This is a genomic window from Patescibacteria group bacterium (genome assembly GCA_028716045.1).
GTDB lineage: Bacteria > Patescibacteriota > Patescibacteriia > JAQUQO01 > JAQUQO01 > JAQUQO01.
In genome coordinates, this window is record JAQUQO010000001.1 from 892114 (window position 1) to 914367 (window position 22254).

General features: G+C 41.4%; 20 protein-coding genes. 19 read left to right on the forward strand and 1 reads right to left on the reverse strand.

Features of this window, described 5'->3' with window-relative positions:
- Positions 1-68 precede the first annotated feature (68 nt).
- Entirely contained in the window at positions 69-1505 is a 1437-nt protein-coding gene (locus PHG22_04520; protein MDD5491010.1) for a class II glutamine amidotransferase, read from the forward strand.
- Between the two features lie 54 nt (positions 1506-1559).
- On the opposite strand, the gene truB is transcribed toward PHG22_04520, so the two are convergent.
- Positions 1560-2255 (reverse strand): tRNA pseudouridine(55) synthase TruB, encoded by a 696-nt coding sequence (truB, locus tag PHG22_04525; GenBank protein ID MDD5491011.1) that lies wholly within the window; start codon positions 2253-2255, stop codon positions 1560-1562.
- A 183-nt stretch (positions 2256-2438) separates the two neighbouring features.
- Between truB and PHG22_04530 the strand changes: the two genes are divergently transcribed.
- The 18 genes from PHG22_04530 to PHG22_04615 all read left to right on the forward strand — a co-directional run bounded on the left by PHG22_04530 (position 2439) and on the right by PHG22_04615 (position 22254).
- On the forward strand, positions 2439-3362 hold the full coding sequence (locus tag PHG22_04530) for a hypothetical protein (GenBank protein MDD5491012.1): 924 nt from the start codon (positions 2439-2441) through the stop codon (positions 3360-3362).
- A 288-nt stretch (positions 3363-3650) separates the two neighbouring features.
- A complete protein-coding gene (gene infB / locus PHG22_04535; protein MDD5491013.1) occupies positions 3651-5615 on the forward strand; it encodes a translation initiation factor IF-2 in 1965 nt (654 codons plus the stop codon).
- A 77-nt stretch (positions 5616-5692) separates the two neighbouring features.
- Positions 5693-6019, forward strand: a complete 327-nt coding sequence (gene trxA / locus PHG22_04540; protein ID MDD5491014.1) for a thioredoxin — start codon at positions 5693-5695, stop codon at positions 6017-6019.
- A 1-nt stretch (position 6020) separates the two neighbouring features.
- The gene (gene trxB, locus PHG22_04545; protein ID MDD5491015.1) at positions 6021-6950 is read left to right on the forward strand and encodes a thioredoxin-disulfide reductase; all 930 of its coding nucleotides are present in this window, start codon (positions 6021-6023) and stop codon (positions 6948-6950) included.
- An 82-nt stretch (positions 6951-7032) separates the two neighbouring features.
- Positions 7033-7968, forward strand: a complete 936-nt coding sequence (locus tag PHG22_04550) for an NAD-dependent epimerase/dehydratase family protein (GenBank protein MDD5491016.1) — start codon at positions 7033-7035, stop codon at positions 7966-7968.
- Positions 7969-8160: 192 nt separating this feature from the next.
- Positions 8161-11169 carry a class I tRNA ligase family protein gene (locus tag PHG22_04555; protein MDD5491017.1) on the forward strand — a complete coding sequence of 1003 codons (3009 nt, stop codon included), beginning with the start codon at positions 8161-8163 and terminating at the stop codon, positions 11167-11169.
- A 10-nt stretch (positions 11170-11179) separates the two neighbouring features.
- Complete coding sequence (locus tag PHG22_04560) at positions 11180-12475, forward strand: UDP-glucose/GDP-mannose dehydrogenase family protein (protein ID MDD5491018.1); 1296 nt, start codon at positions 11180-11182, stop codon at positions 12473-12475.
- A 2-nt stretch (positions 12476-12477) separates the two neighbouring features.
- Positions 12478-13404, forward strand: coding sequence for an SDR family oxidoreductase (locus PHG22_04565; GenBank protein MDD5491019.1), 927 nt, complete (start codon positions 12478-12480; stop codon positions 13402-13404).
- 41 nt (positions 13405-13445) lie between these two features.
- Positions 13446-13631 (forward strand): ferredoxin, encoded by a 186-nt coding sequence (locus PHG22_04570; GenBank protein ID MDD5491020.1) that lies wholly within the window; start codon positions 13446-13448, stop codon positions 13629-13631.
- 13 nt (positions 13632-13644) lie between these two features.
- Entirely contained in the window at positions 13645-14940 is a 1296-nt protein-coding gene (locus PHG22_04575; protein ID MDD5491021.1) for a hypothetical protein, read from the forward strand.
- Between the two features lie 10 nt (positions 14941-14950).
- Positions 14951-15892, forward strand: a complete 942-nt coding sequence (locus PHG22_04580) for a glycosyltransferase family 2 protein (protein ID MDD5491022.1) — start codon at positions 14951-14953, stop codon at positions 15890-15892.
- 9 nt (positions 15893-15901) lie between these two features.
- The gene (locus tag PHG22_04585; protein MDD5491023.1) at positions 15902-17005 is read left to right on the forward strand and encodes a UDP-N-acetylglucosamine 2-epimerase; all 1104 of its coding nucleotides are present in this window, start codon (positions 15902-15904) and stop codon (positions 17003-17005) included.
- A gap of 10 nt (positions 17006-17015) precedes the next feature.
- Positions 17016-18119, forward strand: coding sequence for a DegT/DnrJ/EryC1/StrS family aminotransferase (locus PHG22_04590; protein MDD5491024.1), 1104 nt, complete (start codon positions 17016-17018; stop codon positions 18117-18119).
- A 3-nt stretch (positions 18120-18122) separates the two neighbouring features.
- A complete protein-coding gene (locus tag PHG22_04595; GenBank protein ID MDD5491025.1) occupies positions 18123-19292 on the forward strand; it encodes a thiamine pyrophosphate-dependent enzyme in 1170 nt (389 codons plus the stop codon).
- Positions 19276-19611 (forward strand): hypothetical protein, encoded by a 336-nt coding sequence (locus tag PHG22_04600; protein MDD5491026.1) that lies wholly within the window; start codon positions 19276-19278, stop codon positions 19609-19611. Before PHG22_04595 ends, PHG22_04600 begins: the two co-directional genes overlap by 17 nt.
- 10 nt (positions 19612-19621) lie before the next feature.
- Positions 19622-20683, forward strand: coding sequence for an HAD-IIIC family phosphatase (locus PHG22_04605; GenBank protein MDD5491027.1), 1062 nt, complete (start codon positions 19622-19624; stop codon positions 20681-20683).
- 12 nt (positions 20684-20695) lie between these two features.
- On the forward strand, positions 20696-21271 hold the full coding sequence (locus PHG22_04610; GenBank protein MDD5491028.1) for an acyltransferase: 576 nt from the start codon (positions 20696-20698) through the stop codon (positions 21269-21271).
- Positions 21272-21279: 8 nt separating this feature from the next.
- Complete coding sequence (locus PHG22_04615; protein MDD5491029.1) at positions 21280-22254, forward strand: Gfo/Idh/MocA family oxidoreductase; 975 nt, start codon at positions 21280-21282, stop codon at positions 22252-22254.

Sequence of the window (22254 nt, forward strand, 5' to 3'; positions counted from 1 at the left end):
GTTATAGTGGATTTTCCCGAGAGGAACCTTGAAAACAAAATAACTTTAAAAATAAAGGAGGAAGAAAGATGTGTGGAATAGTAGGCGTTAAAGGCCATCCGGAAGGATTGAATCTTTTATTTTTAGCTCTTCTGGGGCTTGAACACCGTGGCCAAGCGGCAAAAGGCATTGCCGCTCTTACGCGACTAGATCCTTTGACCATTAAAGTGTTAAAGGACCACGGGTCGGCGGCCGAGGCTTTGCGTCCCGAAGTATTCGTTAAAGAGGGTTTGCTTAATCAACTGGTTATCGGCCATACTCGTTGGCCGACGCAAGGCGATAATTCCAAGCGTAATATCCAGCCGCACTTTTCCCAGACCTATGCCGGAAAAATCGCGCTGGCAAGCAATGGTGATATTGTGAATATGGATGAACAGAGGAATTTTTTGAGGTCGCGCAATATTAAAATTTACAGCGAAAACGATGCCGAAATTATCGCCGCGTCCATCATTTATCAGATGTTTATTAGAAAGCAGAAGAAGGATACGGTGGAGGCTATTTTTCAGGTAATGGAACATATTAAGGGTTCATTTTCTGCCGTGATGATGACAGAGTTTGACGAGAAGCTTTACGCTTTCTGCGACCCGCGCGGCATTCGGCCGCTGATTATGGCGCAGATTAATGAGCGCGGCAATCCTTACTTTGTTTTTACTTCCGAGGATTGCGTAATTGATAATTTTGTCAATTACGGCCAGGATTCTTGCGTAATAGAAAAGCGGTGGTTGGAGCCCGGGGAAATAGTTGAGGTTGATAAAAACAAGGCCAAAAGCTATCTCTACCACGAAAGAATGAGTAGGCAATTTTGTATTTTTGAATTTATTTACTTTTGCCGTCCGGACTCTTGCGATTGGCGGGGCCAGTCTTTTTATTCCATTCGTGAAAACTTTGGTCGCGAATTGGCTCGCGAGCATCCGGTTAAGGCTGATATCGTTGTGCCAGTCCCCGAGAGTGGCATACCCGCAGCTATTGGTTATGCGCAAGAGTCAAAAATCCCGTTCGCTTTTGGTATCCTCACCGAGCGGGGGTTTGGTAAGAAAAGAACTTTCATTGAAATGGACCCCCGAGGGTTGAGCAAGATTAAATACCACGTGATTAAAGATGTGGTTCGCGGGAAAAGGGTAGTAGTGGTAGACGATTCGGTGGTTCGCGGTAATGCTTCGTCCCATATCGTCGCGGAGTTATTCAAAAACGGCGCTAAAGAAGTTCATTTACGAATACCCTCCCCGCCCTATCGCTATTCTTGCGATTTAGGAGTAGAAACAAGGGACCCCGATACTTTAATCGCTTCCCGCGCTGATGGCGATATTGAAAAAATTCGTCTTTATCTCGCTTCAAATGATTGGGGCCCGCCGACCTCGCTCGGCTATCTTTCCCTTGATGGAGCCCTTAAAGTTGTCGGTCTCAAACGGGATAATATGTGCCACCACTGTTTCTCCGGCGAGCATCCTTTGCGTCCCCAAAAGTAAAAATTATTCCAATCAAAAAAGAGCGTCTAAACTTAGCCGCTCTTTTTTATTTTTTTATAATTCTTTAAGATATTTTTGCCAATTCTCGGCCGTTATCTCCCCGATGTCAACGGCATCTTTTAATTTATATTTTCCAATTTCAGTTCTTTGCAATTCTTCTAGATACGCGCCGCGATTAAGAGCGAGTCCGATGTCATAAGCCAGCGAGCGAATGTAAGTTCCCGAAGAACACTGGATTTTGATTTTTAGGCAAGGATAGTCGTATTCCAATAATTCTATTTTATAAATCGTAATTTGTTGGGGTTGCCGTTCTATTTTTTTGCCTTGGCGCGCCAGTTCGTATAGTTTTTTGCCATGGACTTTTTTGGCGGAAAACATCGGCGGGATTTGGGGTTGCGGGCGGAGGAATTTTTTGAGGACTTTATTTATGTCGTCTACCGTAGGCGGGATAGTGTCACTTTGCTCGCCGTCTCTTGTATTGAAATCAGTAATTTTTCCTTCCGAGTCATAAGTATCAGATATTTTTCCGAGTCGCAGGGTGGCAATATATTCTTTATCCAATTTTACAAATTTATTTATTTCTTTAGTAGCTTCCCGTCCCACGCCGACAATAAGCAGGCCCGTGGCAAAAGGGTCTAATGTTCCGGCATGGCCGATTTTTTGTATACCGGTCATACCTCGCAATTTAGCTATCACGTCATGCGAAGTCCAGGATTTGGGTTTGTTGATGAGGAGAAATTCGATGTTCATATTTTATATTTCCCCCTCCTTATCTAAGAGAGGAGTTTTTATTACATCTTCAATTCTACCAGTCCTTGACAGAATGGGCAAAAATAGTATAATAAAGGTACTCTTTCATAACGAAAGAATCCTGGACCTCGGGGAAGAGGTGAAAATCAAATTTCGGGCAATGTAGCCTGAAAGGAGTACAAAATGGGTAATAAGTGGATGACTCAGGATTGGACTACTGGCGACTTAAATGCTTTGGTCAAAAATTTAGGCGGAGAAAAAGTCGCCAGAAAAATCCAACGAGGAGAAGTAAAGGTAATGTTTAAGGATGTTATGGAGGTGTTCTTTGACAAGCACGGCCGTCGGATTCCTAACGGTCTACAAGCTAGAGTCCGCGATGCGGACAGGGAATTTCAGCTGGTTCAGCCGAAGCTGGAAACAGATATTGATTATCTTGATCGCCTTAAGCGATTACATGAGGGTCTCAATTCGTATACGAAGATTACCGGCGAACAATTCAAGGCGGAAACTGAACGTCTCTTGGTTCTGATTCGGAGCAACCCCCAAGTTGCCAATATTACCAAGGGTATTTGGTTGCCAGTGGTTCTACCTCGACTCACAGTTAACAACCTCGGAGTCACTCTTAAGCAGTATCTTGAAGCAGTCGGCAAGAGCTACACTAAAACCTTTAGCGATCGGAGGTTTTGCAACATTTGCAAGGGCACTTTGGCGGGCGAGGTCAATATTGTCCCAAGAAGCCGGCATGACCAGCTTATTGAGCGGATGGAGCAAGGGCCGGTTGTTGGGCTTCACTTCCCAAACCCACTACAGGGGTTTTCCATTGATGCCAGCAGGGAACAAATGTCAGTATTACCGGAATGGTTTTTTCTTTCCGGCATAGATACTCCCATTGCCATGGTGATGTATCCTGACATCCTAGCTCGCGACTTTAATACGCCCGGACTGTATATGGCCGCTCTTTCTTTGCAGTCCACTAGCTGTTCGCTCTATTTTAAGGCCGATAAAGACGAGCTTGACTTCGCCCACACGCCCCTTCTGGCCAGCGTCAACCCCGCCTGGGCTAGCGGTCTTCTTTTTCTCGGGCCAGCCAATTCAGCGGGTGCGTAGTGCTAACCCCACACGCCGTCGGTATAGCCGATATTAGTCAGACTGAAATTCGGTTTTCTCCGTCAAAGGCAAACAAGTAATCCCCAGCTCAATCCATAATCCGGATTGAGCTTTTTTATTATCATTTTCCTATATTTTAATGTTGTAATGTATAAAATTGACTATCCCTTCAAATTGTTATAAGATAAGAACGCTGTTATAAAATTATTTTTTTATGTCATTGCGACCCCGCCTTGGCGGGGGAAGCAATCTCTAAATGTCAGGGTTTTCGCGAAGACAATAAATTTTATGAATGTCACCGAACTAGCCAGAAAATTAAAAGTGACCACCGAAGATTTGCTCAATATCTTGCCGCAGATTGGTTTTGATATTGGCCAAAAAGCCATTAAGGTTGACGACCGCACAGCCGAACGCATTATCCGCGAATGGCCGATGAAGATGAGAGAATTGAAAAAAAGATTGGATGAGTCAGCTGTGGGAGAAGAAGGTGCAGAGGAAAAAGAAGCAGAAATAAAAGAAGTTAAAATCCCGCCGGTGATTATAGTCAAAGATTTCGCGCAGAGATTGGGCTTGCCAGTCACCCAGGTTTTAATGGAGCTTATGAAAAGCGGAATCCTTTCCGCCCAGAATGAAAAAATAGATTTTTCCACGGCGACTATTGTGGCCGAGGATTTGGGCTACCAAACCGTGCCCGAAGGAAGTTCGGAAGAGGAAATTAAAATCAGCGATAAAATTTCGGAATTATTAAAGGATGAAAAGGATTTAGAATATCGCGCACCGGTGATTGTGGTTATGGGACACGTTGACCATGGTAAGACCAAACTTTTAGACGCTATCAGAAAAACCAATGTTATGGAATCCGAAGCCGGAGGCATCACCCAGCACATTGGCGCTTATCAGGTGCAAAAAAACGGCCGGGCTTTGACTTTTATTGACACCCCGGGCCACGAGGCGTTTTCAGCCATGCGTTCGCGCGGAGCAAAAATCGCCGACATTGCCATTCTGGTGGTGGCCGCTGATGACGGCGTCAAACCGCAAACCCGGGAAGCAGTGGATATAATCAAAGCGGCTAAATTGCCATTGATTGTGGCGATAAATAAAATAGATAAAGAGGGCGTGAATATTGATAAAGTTAAGTCTGATTTGGCAGAAATCGGTTTGACGCCCGAGGATTGGGGCGGCAAAACAATTTGCGCGCCCATTTCCGCCAAGCAGAACATCGGCATTGACGAACTTTTGGAAGTTTTGCTTTTAGTAGCCGATATGGAAAAAGAAAATATCAAAGCTAACCCCGCGGGCAAACCGGTGGGCGTAATCGTGGAATCGCATATTGATGCCGGCGAAGGACCGGTGGCCACTTTACTTGTCAAAAACGGCGTTTTTAAAGCCGGCCACTTTTTGGGCGTTGATAATTTTCTTTATGGCAAAGTCCGTTCCATGAAAAATTGGAAAGGCGAGCAGGTGATGAAGGCCGGTCCGTCCATGCCAGTAAAGATTTTGGGATTTAAAATGGCGCCATTTGTGGGCGATGTAGTGGAAGGCAGAGAGAACGACAAGGGTCTGGAAAGAGATTGGAAAAGCAAAAGGGCTAATGAAGAAGTGAGCGTGATGGTGGGTCAAAAAAAGAAAGCCAGCGCCAAAGACTTGAATATTATTTTAAAAGCTGATGTCTTGGGTTCGTTGGAAGCCATAGTCGCTTCCATAGAAAAAATTTCTCATCCGGATTTGAGCATTAATATCGTGGGCAAGGGACTGGGCAATATCACCGACAGCGATACTATGGAAGCCGAGGCCAGCAATGCCGAAATCATCGGTTTTCACGTTGGCGCCAATCAGGGCGTGGAAACTGTGGCGCAGGAGAAGAAAGTCGCGATAAAATATTATTCTATTATTTATAAGTTGTTGGAGGAACTTAAGGCGGAATTGGAGGGTTTGTTAGAAGCGCAGATTATTCGCCACGTTACGGGCAAATTAAGGATTATCGCGTTATTTAAGAGCGCTAAGGATACTATGATTGTCGGAGGGAAAATCACGGAAGGTAAAATTTTTAATGGTTCCAAATTTAGTATCTGGCGAGGGAATAATAAAGTCGGAGCAGGAGCTATAAAAGAATTGCAGTCAGCCAAGATGGCGGTTAATGAGGCGGTGGAAGGGGAAGAGTGCGGTATAAATGTAAAAACCGATACGGCCATTGCAGTCGGTGATATTTTGGAATGTTATACGGAAGAAAAGAAAGAACAAAAAATAAATTAAATCCAAATCCTTAAAGTTTAATAAGTAGTGTAGTTTTTTATAAAAATTATTAACTAAGTAATCTAGGTTATTTTTTTATGTCCAAAGTAGATTTAAATTCACAAAATTTTAAAAAAGAAGTGCTGGATTCCAAAGAAGTGGTGTTAGTTGATTTTTGGGCGTCGTGGTGCGGGCCTTGCCAGATGCTTGGTCCGATTTTAGATGACCTCGCCCACGAGCTTGATGGTCAGGGGATAAAAATCGCCAAGGCCAACATTGAGGAAAACGAGGATTTAGCCAGCCAGTATCAGGTGATGAATGTGCCAACCATGTTTATTTTTAAGGGCGGAAAAATTATTGATCAGCTCGTCGGTTTCATTCCCAAGGAAGAATTAAAAAAGAAGCTCATTTCTTATTTAAAATAATATGGTTTACGATACGATAATTATCGGTTCCGGTCCGGCGGGATACACGGCGGCAATTTATGCTTCCCGCGGCAGTTTAAAAACTTTGTTAGTTGACGGGTTGCAGATTGGTGGTCAGCTTATTATGACCACTACCATAGAAAATTTTCCCGGGTGGCCGGAAGGAGTTTTGGGAATAGAATTGATGAATAAAATGCGCCAGCAAGCCGAACGATTCGGTACGGAAATAAAATCCGGCGAAGTTAAGGAAATTGATTTTAAAGCCCGACCATTCAAGGTAAAAACCGGCGATTCCGAGTTTGAAGGAAAAACAATCATTATTGCCACCGGCGCTTCGGCGCGCTGGCTGGGTTTGCCTGAAGAGAAAAGATTGCGCAATGGCGGAGTTTCCGCTTGCGCCACCTGCGACGGATTTTTTACCAAGGGCAAAGAAGTGGCGGTTATCGGCGGAGGAGATACGGCTATGGAAGAAGCGAATTTTTTGACTCGTTTTGCCGATAAGGTGACGGTTATTCATCGTCGCGAGGAATTACGCGCTTCTAAAATCATGGTGGACCGCGCCAAGAGCAATCCCAAGATTGAATTTTTACCAAATTATGAGGTGATAGAAATTTTAGGCGATAAAAAAGTGGAAGGCCTGCGTCTTAAAAATACTAAAACAGGGGAGTTAAAAGAATTTAAATGCGCAGCGGTATTTTTGGCCATTGGCCATCAGCCCAATGTCGGATTCTTGAATGGCAAGATAGAATTGGATGAGAGAGGATATATCAAAACCGAATCTAACTCCACCCAAACCAATATCCCGGGAGTATTTGCCGCCGGCGATGTGGCTGATTCGCGCTATCGTCAGGCGATTATTGCCGCCGGCCGTGGTTGTATGGCGGCTAAAGAAGCGGGGTGGTATTTAGAGGACGGAGAAAATAAAAAATAATTTTAAGCTTATTTTTTATTATAAAGTTACTTTGATTTTACGGTTAAGCTTAAAAATCTTTTAGCAAATTAATTATAAAGATATGAAAAATATTATAGTTACTGGCGCCACCGGACAAATTGGTTCAGAGTTGGTAATAGAGCTGAGAAAGAGGTATGGAGAACAAAACGTTGTGGCCGTTGGCCATTCTCGGCCGATAGCCGGAGAATTGGCGGTCGGTCCTTTTGAAATCGTTGATGTCACTAATAAAATTGCGCTGGATGAATTGGTGAAAAAGTACCAACCAGATGCCGTTTTTCATTTGGTGGGGATTTTATCTGCCGCGGGAGAAAAAAATCCGGAGTTGGCTTGGAATGTTAACATGGGCGGTTTGAAAAATGTTCTGGATATCGCTCGTGATCGCGGTATAAAAAAAGTTTTCTGGCCGAGTTCAATCGCCGCGTTTGGACCAACCACGCCCCGTGATAATACCCCGCAGCATACCGTTCTTGAACCAACCACCATGTACGGAGTTACCAAGGTCGCGGGCGAACTCTTGTGTCAATATTATTGGAAAAAATACGGACTTGATGTTAGAAGTTTGCGTTATCCGGGCTTAATTAGTTATAAAACACCCCCGGGAGGCGGCACCACGGATTATGCGGTAGCGATTTATTTTGAAGCGGTAAAAAACAAAAAATATGACTGTTTTGTCGGACCGGATACGGTTTTACCCATGATGTATATGCCCGACGCTGTTCGAGCCACCATCGAACTAATGGAGGCCCCAGCGGAAAATATCAAAATTAGAACTAGCTACAATCTAACTGCTTTGAGTTTCTCCGCCGAAGAACTAGCTCAAATGGTCGCCAATCACGTCCCCGGATTTACTTGTGTTTATCATCCCGATGACCGGCAAAAAATCGCTGATTCCTGGCCTCGGTCGATAGATGATAGCTCAGCCAGAGCAGACTGGAAATGGAATCATACTTTCGATTTGGAAAAAATGACAAAGGACATGCTGAATAATATTAAATAGAAAGTTGAAGGCGGTCAGAGGGTTAGGCACATAAGATACACACTATATTCACAGGATACTAAGAAAAGTCAGAAAATAGCTTAAAAAAGAGGCCGATTAGCCTCTTTTTAGTTATTTTTTAGATTTGATTTTTTTGTTAAAAAGGGGTAGAATTAAAACAATTATTTTTAATTTTTTAGTTAAAATAGCCTTATGTTTCCTCGGTATAATTTTAAGAAAATAGAAAAAAAATGGCAGAAGCAATGGGAAAGCGACGGTATTTATCATTCCACACAAGATTTTAATAAAAAGAAATTTTATTCTTTAATTGAGTTCCCTTATCCGTCCGGTCAGGGGCTTCATGTCGGTCATCCGCGCAGTTATACGGCCATGGATTTGATTTCCCGTAAAAAAAGGATGGAAGGTTTTAATGTTTTGTATCCCATCGGCTGGGACGCTTTTGGTTTGCCGGCGGAAAATTATGCCATTAAAACCGGCATTCATCCGGCCAAGGCCACCGCCGCCAACATTAAAACTTTCAAAAAACAAATTAAGTCGCTCGGACTTTCTTTTGACTGGTCGCGCGAGATTAACACCACCGACCCGGCCTATTACAAATGGACACAGTGGATGTTTTTGCAACTCTTCAAACATGGTTTGGCTTACAAAACAAAAATCGCCATCAATTGGTGTAAGAACTGCAAAATCGGTTTGGCTAATGAAGAAGTGGTTAATGGCAAATGCGAACGTTGTGGTGGTGAAGTGGAAAAGCGCGAGAAAGAACAATGGATGATTAAAATTACCAAATACGCGCAAAGGTTACTGGATGATTTGGACAAGGTTGATTATTTGCCGCAGATTAAAGAACAGCAGAAGAATTGGATTGGAAGAAGTGAAGGAGCGCTTATTGACTTTGGACTACGGACTACAGCTGACCGTTTGCGAGAAGATGCGGTAGTCAGTAGTCGGAAAGCCGTAGACAAAATTAAGGTTTTTACGACCAGACCAGATACTTTGTTTGGCGCGACATATATGGTTCTCTCACCGGAGCACGGGATTATTAAAAATTTAGAATCAAGCATTACGAATTACGCAGAAGTGAGAAAATATATTGAGCAAGCCAAGAGAAAGTCGGATTTAGAGCGCACGGAATTACAAAAAGAAAAAACCGGTGTAGAAATTAAAGGCATTAAAGCAATTAATCCGGTTAATGGCGAAGAATTGCCGATTTGGGTGGCGGATTATGTTCTCGCGAGTTATGGCACCGGTACGATTATGGCAGTGCCGGCACATGATGAGAGGGACTTTGAATTCGCCAAGAAATATAGTTTGCCCATCAAAACAGTTGTTACTACCCGTAAAGATAATATTGTTGGCGTTGGCGCAATGATTGAAATAAGGGGCGGTAAATTTTTATTTCAAAGAAGAGATAAAAATACTGACAGAAATCCGGGTATGCTGGCATTTTTTGGCGGCGGTATAGAAAACAACGAAGATACGGAAGAAGCTTTGAAGAGAGAAATTAAAGAAGAGCTTAATTTAGAAGTAAAAGATAATTTTGTATTATTGAATAAATTAGAAAGCCATAATTTCCCCGGGAAATATCTGGATATTTTTTATGTCAAAAATATTGACGAGAAAAATATCAAACTTAGTGAGGGTGATGCTATTAAAAAACTTGATTTGTCGGAAGCTTTAGCCAGAACCGATGTTACACCCTTTACGAAAAATGTTATAAAGTATTTATTAGAAAAAAAATGTTTTACCGAAGAAGGCATAAGTGAACATTCTGATTTTTTGAACGGCTTGTCCACCCCTGAAGCTAAGGGAAAAATGATTAACTGGTTAGAAGAAAAAGGCGTGGGCAAAAGGGCGATAAATTATAAACTTCGCGATTGGGTTTTTTCCCGCCAACGTTATTGGGGAGAGCCGATTCCGCTCGTACATTGCGAGAAGTGTGCCCATTCGACAAGCTCAGGGCAGGGCTGGATTCCTGTTCCGGAAAAAGATTTGCCGGTTAAACTTCCCAAAGTAAAAAAATACGAACCGACGGATACGGGCGAATCGCCGCTGGCGACCATAGAAAAATGGGTAAATGTAAAATGCCCGAAGTGCGGCGGAGCGGCTAAAAGAGAAACGGACACCATGCCCAATTGGGCGGGTTCGTCTTGGTATTTTTTACGTTATACCGACCCAGCGAACGATAAGGAATTCGCGAACAGAGAGAATTTGAAATATTGGATGACGGCTTGCCCCGCCAGTCAAAATAAATGTAGCGAAGTGGGCGGGGTGGACTGGTATAATGGGGGGATGGAACATGTCACTTTGCATCTTTTATATTCCAGATTTTGGTATAAATTTTTATACGATATTGGCGCGATTCCTAAAGAGTGCGGCGATGAGCCATACAAAAAAAGAACTTCGCAGGGTATGATTTTAGGCGAAGGTGGGGAGAAGATGTCCAAGTCGCGCGGCAATGTTATTAATCCCGACGATGTTGTTAAGGAGCATGGCGCGGATACTTTCCGCGTCTATGAAATGTTCATGGGTCCGTTTGACCAGGCGATTCCTTGGGATACGCAGGGGGTTATCGGCTGTCGTAGGTTTTTGGAAAGAGTGTGGCGGTTACAAGAAAAAATAACTAAAAATGTCATTCCGATCCCGAGTTCTCGGGATGAAGAATTTGGGTCGGATCCTTCGGTCGTCCCGAGTGCTCGAGACTCCCTCAAGGATGACAATCTTAAGAAGTTGCTTCACAAGACGATTAAAAAGGTTACCGAGGATATTGAAGAGATGAAATTTAATACAGCTATTTCGCAAATGATGATTTTAGTAAATGAGATGGAAAAGCAGGAAAAGATTCCCTCAATTTATTATTCCAAATTGTTGATTCTTTTGGCTCCTTTCGCTCCGCATATTACTGAAGAGCTTTGGCAAAAGGTAGGCCCCGCCTCTGCCGAAGCTACGGCGGGCAAGAATAAAAAAAGTATACATTTGGAGAAGTGGCCGGAACCCAATTTAGAATTAATAAAAGACACAGAAATTATTTTAGTCATTCAGGTCAACGGCAAGGTTCGCGATAACATCACCGTTCCCGCAGACATTTCCGAGAAAGAAGCCAAGAAACTGGCGCTGGAGTCAGAAAAAATTAGAAAGTTTGTGCCCGGTGAACCGAAGAAAGTTATATTTGTGCCGGGGAAATTAATTAATATAGTTACTTAGATAGAAATATATGAAGATAAGCATCATTGGCGCTGGCTATATTGGACTTACGTCCGGAGCAATTTTTGCCGATTTAGGCAATACGGTCTGGATGATAAGAAGGGATAAAGAAAAAATTGAAGATTTGAAAAAAGGAATTTGTCCGATTTATGAGCCCGGGCTGGAAGAAATAATCAGAAAAAATCTGAAGGTCGGCCGGCTCTTCCCTACCACGGATTACGCAGAAGCCGTTCCTAATTCTGATGCCGTTTTTATTTGCGTCGGGACCCCTTCTTTGGAAAATGGAGAAGCTGATTTATCCCAAGTAAAGACCGCCGCTCAAGAGATTGCCAAATATTTACAGGGCTATACTGTGATTATTGATAAAAGCACCGTGCCCATCGGTACGGGAGATTTAGTCAAAGACATTGTCAGCAAAAATGCTCCGCAGGGAGCCACCTTTGATGTTGTTTCTTGCCCGGAATTTTTGCGTGAGGGTTCGGCGGTTAATGATTCGCTTAATCCAGACCGCATCGTCATCGGTTGTGACAGCCCCAAGGCCTTGGCAGTGATGTTGGAACTGCACAAACCCCTGCCCGGGGAAAGAGTACTTACTGACGTAAAAACAGCCGAAATGATTAAGTATGCTTCCAATGCCCTTTTAGCCACAGAAATTTCTTTTATCAATAGTATTGCCAATATCTGCGAACGTTCAGGCGCGGATGTGACCAAAGTAGCGGCAGGCATCAGATTAGATAAGCGCATCGGCAAATATGCTTTTTTGGATGCTGGTTGCGGTTATGGAGGCGCTTGTTTTCCTAAAGACGTTAAAGCGCTTATTTCTTTAGCTAAGGATTATGATTATGATTTTAGTTTGTTAAAAGAGGTGGAGGAGGTAAATAAAAATCAGCGTAAGTTAATGGTGGGGAAAGTAAAAAAATTACTTCCCGATTTAGCCGGCAAAACAATAGCTGTCTGGGGGCTGGCTTTTAAACCCAATACCGATGATATGCGCGAAGCGCCGTCAGTTGATGTCATAGAATTTTTACAAAAAGAAGGAGCTAAAATAAATGCCTTTGACCCGGTAGCAGAAAAAGTGGCGAGAAAGATTTTACAGGATGTTCATTATTTTAATGATTGTTACGAGTCGGTGCGAGGGGCTGATTGTTTGGTCATTATTACCGATTGGAATGAATTTAAGGAATTGGATTTAAATAAAGTTAAAGATTTAATGGCGGGAAAAAACATAGTAGACGGGAGAAATATTTATGACCCGCAAGTTGTTCGCGACCTTGGCTTTAATTATTTAAGCATCGGGAGAGTTTAATTATGACTATTTTAGTTACCGGTGGCGCCGGTTTTCTTGGCTCCCACCTCTGTAAATATTTATTAGACAAAGGCGAAAAAGTAATTTGCCTGGATAATTTTTACACCGGCAGAAAAGAGAACATTGAAGAATTATTAGCCAATAAAAATTTTAAATTAATTGAACATAATATTATCAATCCACTTGAGATGGATGTTGACCAAATTTATAATTTGGCTTGTCCCGCTTCGCCACCGCAGTACCAAAAAGACCCTTTGTTTACTCTAGACACTTGTTATTTGGGGGTAAAGAATATGCTGGAATTAGCGGTTAAGAATAAGGCCAGAATTTTACAGGCCTCAACTTCAGAAGTTTATGGCGACCCCTTGGAACATCCGCAGGCAGAAACTTATCGAGGGCATGTTAATCCCATCGGAATCCGCAGTTGTTATGACGAGGGGAAAAGGATTGGCGAGACACTTTGTTTTGATTATCACCGCCGCAAGAGTGTTGATATCAGAATAATCCGTATCTTTAATACTTACGGGCCGAACATGGACCCGCAAGATGGGCGGGTAGTCAGTAATTTTATTACGCAGGCGTTGCGGGGGGAAAATTTAACTATTTATGGCGATGGCAGCCAGACGCGTTCTTTCTGCTATGTTAGTGATTTAATAGAAGGCATTTATCGCATGATGAACCAAGATGAATTTTTGGGGCCAGTTAATTTAGGCAACCCTAACGAGTTTACTGTTAAAGAATTGGCGGATAAAGTTTTGAAAACGGTGGGCGCTAAAAGTAAAATTGTCTATCAACCTTTGCCGGCTGATGATCCTCAACAGAGAAAGCCGGATATAAGTTTAGCTAAAGAAAAATTGGGCTGGGAACCAAAAGTTCAGTTGGAAGAGGGGCTTAAGAAGACCGTGGAATATTTTAGAAGCGCTATTTAATTTATTTGTATATTTGTAGCAATTATTAATTTGTATATTTTATGAAAGTTAAAGTTGATAAAACTAAATGTATCCATTGCGGGACCTGTGTCGCTTTAGCTCCGAAGTATTTTCGTTTTGGAGAAGACGGGGAGATTGAAGTAATAAATGAGGAAAAAATTCCGGCAGAGCTTTTAAAACAAGTAGCGGATTCCTGCCCGGGTCAAGCGATAAGTTTTGAAGAATAGATATAATTGAAAAATGTCAACATATAAATTCTATAAAGATAGCGCGATTTATGTTGCCGGAACTTTTTTAAGCGGCGGACTTGGTTATGCTTTTCATTTTGCCGTTTCACGGTTGATGCCCGTGAGCGAATACGGAGAATTACAGAGTTTAGTTTCTCTTTTTAATATCGCCGGGATTTTTAGCGCAGCGGTGCTGTATTTTGTTATTAAATATTCCTCGGTTTTTGCCAAAAATCTTGATTATTCGGCCACTGGACAATTTTTAATAACCGTCCGGAAGAGTTTAACCAAATGGGCCGGATTTTTTTTATTAGGATTTTTATTGGCCAGCCCGTTGTTTTATCATTTTTTACATTTAGAATCTTGGTGGGGGCTTTTTATTTTTATTTTCAGTTCTTTTATTGGTCTAATTGCCGTAGTTTACAGCGGAGTTCTTTCCGGTTGGGGGAAATTTTTTGAAATAAATGTTTCAGGAGTAGTTGGTTCTTTGATAAAATTTATTGTCGGCATAATATTAGTTATATTTTTACCGTCGGCCCCCAGTGCGGCCATGGCATTTTTGTTATCCGCGATTGTCAGCTGGATAGTGGTTGAGAGATATTGCGGTAGATTTAATTTTTTCTCCAGCATATCCGTTGCGGGGGAGAATTGGCAGAAGCGATATTTCCCTCAGATTGATATTAGAAAGAGTTTAGTGCCGATTTTTATTTTTTCCGCGCTGGTGACTTTTATCGGTAATATCGACGTAATTTTAGTGAAATGTTTTACCAGCGCCGAACTCACCGGTTATTACAGCGCGCTTTCTCTTTTGGGTAAAATTATCTTTTGGGTGAACTCGGCAATTATCGCCGTAGTCCTGCCCTCGGCCTGTGCCAATGGTTGCGAGGGGCGCGGGTTAAGCCGCAGAATGTTTTGGGGCGCTTATGGGTTGTTAGCCGGTTTTAGTATTATTTCCACGGTTATTTATTTTTTCTTCCCCGGGCTTATCATTTCCTTGCTTTTTGGGTCTCGCTATGTTATATTTATGCGAGAATTATGGCTTTTTGGAGTCCTCGCCTTAGCGATGTCTTTTTTAATTTTTGAAGCAAATTTGGCGTATGCCCGGCATGATTTTAGAATTTCTTATATTTTAGGTATTGTAGCGGCGTTAATGGCTAGCGGTGTCAGTTTATATCATCAATCAATAACGCAAGTGGCCATGGCAATAATCGGGAGTTTGGCGGTTGGTTATATTTTCGCTTTAATCCTAAATTTTCGCCGCCATCAACGGCCGATCCTTGAGGTAAACACGGAGATTTTAAATAAATAAAATTACGGAGATGTTGAAATTTATTTCTATCATTATTCCGGTATGTAATGAAGAAAAGAATATCCCCCTGCTTTATGGGGGACTTTTTAGGGTTTTAAAAGAGCTGGAGAATTTTTATCAAGTCGAAATAATTTTTGTAAATGATGGCAGTAACGATAAGTCGGGGGAAGTTTTAAATAATTTGGCAAAGCAAGACCCAAAGGTAAAGTTTATAGATTTTTCCCGTAATTTTGGCAAAGAGATTGCTCTCACCGCCGGTTTGCATCACGCCACGGGCGAAGCGGCGATTACTATGGACGCCGACCTCCAACACCCAGCGGAGCTGATTCCGGAATTTTTAAAGAAATGGGAAGCCGGTGCCGAGGTGGTTATCGGCGTGCGCAGTAAAGATAAAAAGGAAGGGTTAATAAAGAGAATTGGCTCTTCTTTATTTTACACAATTATTAATTTAATCAGCGAAACCAAGGTTGTCCGCCGGGCGACAGATTTTCGTTTGATTGACAGAAAGGTTATTAACGAATTCAATCGTTTCAGCGAACGCAATAGAATGGCGCGGGCCTTGATTGATTGGTTAGGATTTAAGAGGGGATATATCTATTTTGACGCCAATTCCAGAAAATTTGGCAAACCAAGATATACCTATTGCAAATTGATTAAGTTAGCCTTGTCCAGTTTTATTTCCTTGAGCTTATTGCCTCTTAAGCTGGCGGCTTATCTTGGGACATTGATAACCCTTAGCAGCGGAAGTTTTCTAATAGTGATGTTTATAGTGCGGTGGTTTTTTGACGAAATATACTTTAGTTCAATCTCATTTGTTATTATGTTCAATGTTTTGTTATCCGGGGTTGTTTTAATGTGCCTCGGTTTTATCGCTTTATACATAGGGAATATCCATGGTGAGTTATTAAACCGACCTCTATATATAATTAAAGATAAGCGTAATTTTAGGTAAGTATTTTATATGGGCAAGAAATTTTATTTTTTTGTGGGCACGGAAGCGGAGCTTATAAAAATCATGCCGGTTATGAAAGAATTTAAGGACCGCGGTCTTGATTTTAAAATCATCGCCTCCGGACAAAATGTTATCAAGGGCAGTGAGATGCTTAAGTTTTTAAATATAGAAAAAGTTGACCTCTGCCTTTATGATAAAAAAATCAAAGCCTCGGCCCTGAGTTTATTTTGGTGGTTTTTGAAAACCTTGATTAAAGCCCCCTTTGCCCTAAGAAAAGAATTCGCCGGCTTAGACAAGAGCAATACTTTTTTAATAGTCCATGGAGATACGGTGACTACCGTTATGGGGGCCATAGTTGGTAAATTTTATGGGTTGAAGATAGTGCATTTGGAGGCCGGATACAGATCATTCAATTTTTTCCGGCCCTTCCCCGAAGAAATTGACAGAGTGCTGACTTCATATTTTGCCGATATTCATTTTTGTCCCTATGAAAAAAATTTGGAAAATTTAAAAAATAGGAAGGGGCAAAAAATAAATACTTTTTATAATTCCGTTATTGACAGCTTGCACTTGGCTATAGCCGCGGATTCGTCTGGTGGCGTATTTAGTAAATTACAGGGCAAAAAATATTTTATTCTTATTTTGCATAGGCAGGAAAATTTATATAATGATAAATTAGTAAAATCTTTGGTTAAATTTGTTTTTGACTTTTTTCCGGATAACCTTTATTGTCTTTTTGTAATGCATGCTCCCACCAGGTTTGTTTTGGAAAAGCTCGAACTCTTGGAAGACATAAGCAAAAAAGAAAATATTATAACCGTAGATCGCCTGCCCTATATGCAGTTTATTAAATTATTTAAACAAAGCGAATTTATTATGACCGATGGTGGCAGCAATCAGCAAGAAGCGTATTATTTAGGGAAGCCATGTTTGATTTTAAGGGAGATTGTCGAAGTGGATTCCGAGGGAGTTGGAGAGAATATGGTGTTAAGCGAGTTAAGTCTTGATAAAATTAAGGATTTTATACTAAACTATAATCAATATAAGAGGCCTATAATTTATCCTAATATAAAGCCCAGTAAGATTATAGTTGACACTTTGTTGTCTTATTAGATTATTTTCTATGATTAATATCAATATTTCCAAGCCAATAATTGAGAGGGAGGAGATAGAGGCCGTTAATGCCGTTTTGAATTCCGGCATGTTGGCGCAGGGACCAAAAGTCAAGGAATTGGAAGAGAAATTTGCCGAGTATAGCGGCACTCGGTATGCGGTCGCAGTCAATAGCGGTACGGCCGCTTTGCATGCGGCGATGTATGCCGTCGGCGTTGGGGAAGGAGACGAGGCGATAACTACCCCCTTTACTTTTGTGGCTACGGCCAATTCTATTTTAATGCAGAAGGCCAAGGTTGTGTTTGCCGATATTTCCGAAGAAGATTTTAATATAGATATTAATAGTATCAAAGAAAAAATCTCTGCCAAAACCAAGGTTATTGCTCCCGTAGACTTATTTGGTCAGATATATAATATAGAAGGATTAAATCGCTTAGCGGCCGAACGGGGCATAAAAATTATAGAAGACGCCTGCCAAGCAGTGGGAGCGGAATATAAAGGCAAGCGAGCGGGTAGCTTTGGAACCGCTGGGACTTTTTCTTTCTATGCCACAAAAAATTTAATGTCCGGAGAAGGGGGGATGATAGTGACCGACGATGCGGAAGTTTACGAACAGGCCAAAAGATTTAGGCACCATGGGCAATCGGAAAGCACCAAATATGAATATTTTGATTTGGGGTACAATTATCGGATGACCGATTTGGCGGCTGCTATCGCCCTCGTCCAACTTTCAAAAATTGAAAGGTTTAATGCCCGCCGCGCGGAGAATGCCGAAATTTTGGGGAGCGGGCTGGCAGATGTTGAAGGCCTTATTGTGCCAAAAGTAAAAGATGATTATAAACATGTTTTTCATCAATTTTCCGTAAGAATAACACCGGAGTTTAAACTGAGCCGCGAGGAATTAATGGACGCTTTGAAAAATAAAGGTATCGGCACGGCTGTTTTCTACCCTAAGCCGCTTCATTTGCATCCGCATTTCAAGAAATTTGGCTATCAAGAGGGAGATTTTCCGGTGGCTGAAAAAATCAGCCGAGAAATTTTATCATTGCCCGTGCATCCTCTTTTGGGAAGAGAAGAAATGGAGTACATCATAAAATCAATCAGAGAAATTTAAAATATGCCTTCTTCAAAAAAAATAATTTTATCGGGTAATGAGGCCATCGCCCGCGGCGCGTATGAAGCCGGGTTGCGTTTGGCTGCGGGCTACGCCGGCACTCCTGCCAGCGAAGTGATGAATTATCTTGTGGCCAGGCAATCAGATGATTTTTATGCCGAATGGAGCAGCGATGAAAAGGTGGCGTTAGAAGTTTGTTTGGGTGCCAGCACTCTCGGCCAGAGGTCGCTTTGTTCCATGAAAGCAAATGGCTTTAATATCTGTTTAGATACTCTAATGAGTTTAACTAAAAAAGGAATTACTGGCGGCATGGTTTTTGTGGTTGTTGATGATCCGGAAGTGAGGTACTCCGATGTTTATCAAGACACTAGGGAATTTATGAAAATTATTGGCTTCACTATTTTGGAGCCGCAGACCATTGAAGAATGTTATAGCGCCGGGAAAGAATCTTTGGCTATGTCGGAAGAAAAAGGCCAGCCGGTATTTATCAGAATTACCAACAAGTTGGGGCATCTTTACGCGCCCCTTGAGGTTGGAGAAAGGGAAGCGCCCCGACCGCCCAAGTTTGATGACACCCCTTTCAAATTTAATCCTTATTCCAAAGAGAAAGAAAAAATAATTCCTTATTTTTGCCCCGGCTGTCCGCACGAAGGATTTTATAGAAATTTTTCCGTACCGGAAGGCTATATAATAAATGGCGATATTGGCTGTTATGAAATGGCCGGTTTTGGCAACAACGGGAAAGATGATAAACCCATCAGGGAAATTATTGATACTTTATTTGTAATGGGTTCGGGATTAAGCGTGTCTCAGGGGCAGTTGATTTGCGGACAAAAATCAATAGCTTTTTGCGGAGATGGAACTTTTTGGCATTCCGGAATTAATGGCTTGATTAACGCCGCTTACCATAAACATAACATTATACTTATCATAATGGATAATTCTTGCACGGGCATGACTGGACAACACCCGGTGCCCGATTTGTCCATAGAAAAAATGTGCGAGAATCTTGGCTGCCATGTAAAGATTGCGAATCCTTATAAAAAAGAGGAGGTCCAATCGGCTGTTGCCGAAGCTCTGGAAAATCCTGACCGAATCAACGTTATAATCAGCCGGGCGATGTGTATGATTAAATTTAAAAGATTACAAAAATCCAATGAAGTACATAATTAAAGGCCTCGGCGGTCAAGGCGCTTGGTTTTTGGCCCAAATCACAGCGGAAGCGCTGCTGAAGAAAGGAGTGGAAGATTTTACTTTTTTAAAAGAGTTTGATGAGGGTCAAAGAAACGGAGAAATTAAAATTACCTTTAATCTACCTTTTGATTTTCCGGACAGAGAGCTCGTGTTAAAGGAACATAATATGGTTGAACTGCGCGGCATAGTAAGGGATTTGGATTTAGATGAATCAGCCGTCGAAGAGGCTCTTAAAAAATTAAAACCAAATTCTTTCGTAAAAAATATAGAAATATTTAAAAACGCAAAAATTAATTAATTTTAATAATATGTCCGAAGAAAAAAATTACGAAACAAAAATTAAATTAGTAATCTGGGATGCCGATAACACCCTTTGGGACGGCACAGTTTATTATCGAGACAAAGAAGCGATAAAAATAAAGCCGGGCACTAAAGCCGCCCTGAAAGAGCTTGATAAGAGAGGAATTATTAGCACGATGTGCAGTAAGAATAATTATGAAGACGTGGACGAAATGTTAAAAAAGTTTGAAATTAACGAATATTTTAAGGAGCCGCAAGTGGGGTGGGGGTTAAAATCCGAAGCCATTAAAAAATTAGCCGATATTTTTAAAGTTTCTTTTGAGCAGATATTATTTATTGACGATGATCCTTTTCAGAGGGCAGAGGTGACAGCTACTATCTCCGGTCTTAATGTTACTGAGTTAGCCGATCCCATAGATATTTTAAATATCGATGGCATTAAACCAAAAAATGAGACAGACGAAGACAAAGAAAGAGTAAAGATTTTAAAAGAAGCGAGAGACCGAGAAGAGGCGGAAAAGAGTCATGGCGGTAACTATAAAGATTTTTTGCGTCAGTGCGGAATTAAAATGTTTGTCAGAAATGTAGAAGAGAAAGATTGGCCGCGAGTGACCCAGTTATTAAATAGGACTAACGAATTAAATGCCACCGGCAATCGTTACCAACTAGACGAACTAAAGAAATCTTTTGAAGTTAATAAAGATAAAGTGTTTATAGTAGAGCTAACTGACAAATTTGGTGATTATGGTTTGATCGCCGAAACCATCATTGATACTACCGAACCGGGCGTTTGGTCAATCCGCGACCTTACCGTTTCTTGTCGCACCATGGGGCGCGGCATAGGAAGCACTTTAATTTTAGTCACTTTACATTTAGCCAAAAAGGAAGGAATCAGAAAGGTCAAAGGTTACGTTAAGACCACTGAATCTAACTGGAGAATGCAGCCATTATTTGAAAAAAGGGGATTTACCCAAATTTCTGACGAAGGGGAGGTAAAAAGATACGAATTTGATTTGAATAATGAAATTATGAAATATCCCGATTGGCTTGATATAACTATAAATATTTAATTAAATATTTTTATGGCAGACGGAAAGAATATTCTTATCCATCTAACAGTAGAAGTTTCTCCGGAGGCCGAAATCGGCGAGGGCACGCGCATTTGGCAGAATTCGCAAATCCGAGAAGGGGCAAAAATAGGGAGAAATTGTATTTTAGGGAGAAATGTTTATGTGGACAGCGATGTGGTGATTGGCAACAATGTTAAAGTACAAAGCAATGTTATTGTGTGCCGCGGTCTTATCATTGAAGACGGAGTATTTATCGGACCCTATGCGTGTTTTGTTAATGACAAATCGCCGCGGGCTATTAATCCCGACGAATCTCTTAAGACGAACAGCGACTGGGAGATGGCCAAAACTATCGTGAAAAAAGGGGCTTCCATAGGAGCAAATGTCACCTTGACCGGAGGCCTGACAGTCGGAGAATTTTCTTTGATCGGTGCTGGCGCTTTAATTACAAAAGATACCCTTCCTTTTGGGCTTTATATCGGGCACCCCGCCAAACTTGTGGGTTATGTTTGCAAGTGCGGCAAACGGCTTGAAAATAAATGCCCTGTTTGCGAGATGTCCTTAGCGGATATAAAAAAAGAAGAATAAAGTTAAATATGGATAAATTGAAGGTTGCTGTTATTGGGACCGGCAATATGGGCCGCAACCATATGAGAAATTATTTTGAAATGCCGCGAGTTAACTTAGTGGCTATTTGTGATGTAAACCGAAAAGCAGGTGAACAGCTGGCGCTTAAATATGGCTGCCTTTTTTATGAGGACTACCATAAAATGTTTAATGAGCAACAGATTGATGCCGTTTCCATAGCAGTACCTACTTTTTTGCATCATCAAGTTGCTAGCGATGTTTTAATGAAAAAAGTACATGTGTTGTTGGAAAAACCCATTGCGGTGAATTTAGAAGAAGCACGCGACATAATTACCAAGGCGAAAGAACAGGGAGTTAAATTAATGATCGGGCACATTGAAAGATTTAATCCGGCAGTGCAAAGAGTTAAAGAATTGATTGACACCGGACGATTTGGAAAAATTATATCTCTAAATATCAAAAGAGTGGGGGGCCTGCCTCCGCAGCTTAAACAAGCTAATGTGGTTATAGATTTGGCCATTCATGATATCGATATTTCTAATTATTTGTTTGGTGATCTGCCCGAGAAAATTTATGGCTATAAATCCAAAAATTTATTACAAGAGCAAGAAGATAGCGCCAATATACTACTGCAGTACAAAAGGGGATGTTCATTTATTGAAGTTAATTGGGTTACTCCGGTTAAAATAAGAAATATGGACATTACCGGAACTAAAGCCTTTGCTCGGTTGGATTTTATCCATCAGAAAATTACTTTGTATGAAAATTGTTATCTGAATGAAGGATTGGATAGTTCCTATAAAGATTTTGGGGAATTCGTTTCTAAATTCAGTTTAACGGATAAAATAGAAATTGGTGTAAATGCCAAGGAATCGCTTCAATGTGAATTGGAAGAATTTATCAATTGCATAGTAGAAGATAGAGAGCCAATTGTTTCCGGGGAAGATGGTTATAAAGCCCTGGAAGTCGCTTTAAAATTTTAA

What these genes read in the sequence shown, in the direction of transcription:
- PHG22_04615 (MDD5491029.1), top strand. Translation starts at nt 21,280, where the DNA reads ATGGATAAATTGAAGGTTGCTGTTATTGGGACCGGCAATATGGGCCGC.
- PHG22_04560 (MDD5491018.1), top strand. Translation starts at nt 11,180, where the DNA reads ATGAAGATAAGCATCATTGGCGCTGGCTATATTGGACTTACGTCCGGA.
- PHG22_04570 (MDD5491020.1), top strand. Translation starts at nt 13,446, where the DNA reads ATGAAAGTTAAAGTTGATAAAACTAAATGTATCCATTGCGGGACCTGT.
- PHG22_04585 (MDD5491023.1), top strand. Translation starts at nt 15,902, where the DNA reads ATGGGCAAGAAATTTTATTTTTTTGTGGGCACGGAAGCGGAGCTTATA.
- PHG22_04595 (MDD5491025.1), top strand. Translation starts at nt 18,123, where the DNA reads ATGCCTTCTTCAAAAAAAATAATTTTATCGGGTAATGAGGCCATCGCC.
- PHG22_04520 (MDD5491010.1), top strand. Translation starts at nt 69, where the DNA reads ATGTGTGGAATAGTAGGCGTTAAAGGCCATCCGGAAGGATTGAATCTT.
- PHG22_04530 (MDD5491012.1), top strand. Translation starts at nt 2,439, where the DNA reads ATGGGTAATAAGTGGATGACTCAGGATTGGACTACTGGCGACTTAAAT.
- PHG22_04590 (MDD5491024.1), top strand. Translation starts at nt 17,016, where the DNA reads ATGATTAATATCAATATTTCCAAGCCAATAATTGAGAGGGAGGAGATA.
- PHG22_04580 (MDD5491022.1), top strand. Translation starts at nt 14,951, where the DNA reads ATGTTGAAATTTATTTCTATCATTATTCCGGTATGTAATGAAGAAAAG.
- PHG22_04565 (MDD5491019.1), top strand. Translation starts at nt 12,478, where the DNA reads ATGACTATTTTAGTTACCGGTGGCGCCGGTTTTCTTGGCTCCCACCTC.
- PHG22_04550 (MDD5491016.1), top strand. Translation starts at nt 7,033, where the DNA reads ATGAAAAATATTATAGTTACTGGCGCCACCGGACAAATTGGTTCAGAG.
- PHG22_04610 (MDD5491028.1), top strand. Translation starts at nt 20,696, where the DNA reads ATGGCAGACGGAAAGAATATTCTTATCCATCTAACAGTAGAAGTTTCT.
- trxA (MDD5491014.1), top strand. Translation starts at nt 5,693, where the DNA reads ATGTCCAAAGTAGATTTAAATTCACAAAATTTTAAAAAAGAAGTGCTG.
- trxB (MDD5491015.1), top strand. Translation starts at nt 6,021, where the DNA reads ATGGTTTACGATACGATAATTATCGGTTCCGGTCCGGCGGGATACACG.
- PHG22_04555 (MDD5491017.1), top strand. Translation starts at nt 8,161, where the DNA reads ATGTTTCCTCGGTATAATTTTAAGAAAATAGAAAAAAAATGGCAGAAG.
- PHG22_04575 (MDD5491021.1), top strand. Translation starts at nt 13,645, where the DNA reads ATGTCAACATATAAATTCTATAAAGATAGCGCGATTTATGTTGCCGGA.
- PHG22_04600 (MDD5491026.1), top strand. Translation starts at nt 19,276, where the DNA reads ATGAAGTACATAATTAAAGGCCTCGGCGGTCAAGGCGCTTGGTTTTTG.
- infB (MDD5491013.1), top strand. Translation starts at nt 3,651, where the DNA reads ATGAATGTCACCGAACTAGCCAGAAAATTAAAAGTGACCACCGAAGAT.
- truB (MDD5491011.1), bottom strand. Translation starts at nt 2,255, where the DNA reads ATGAACATCGAATTTCTCCTCATCAACAAACCCAAATCCTGGACTTCG.
- PHG22_04605 (MDD5491027.1), top strand. Translation starts at nt 19,622, where the DNA reads ATGTCCGAAGAAAAAAATTACGAAACAAAAATTAAATTAGTAATCTGG.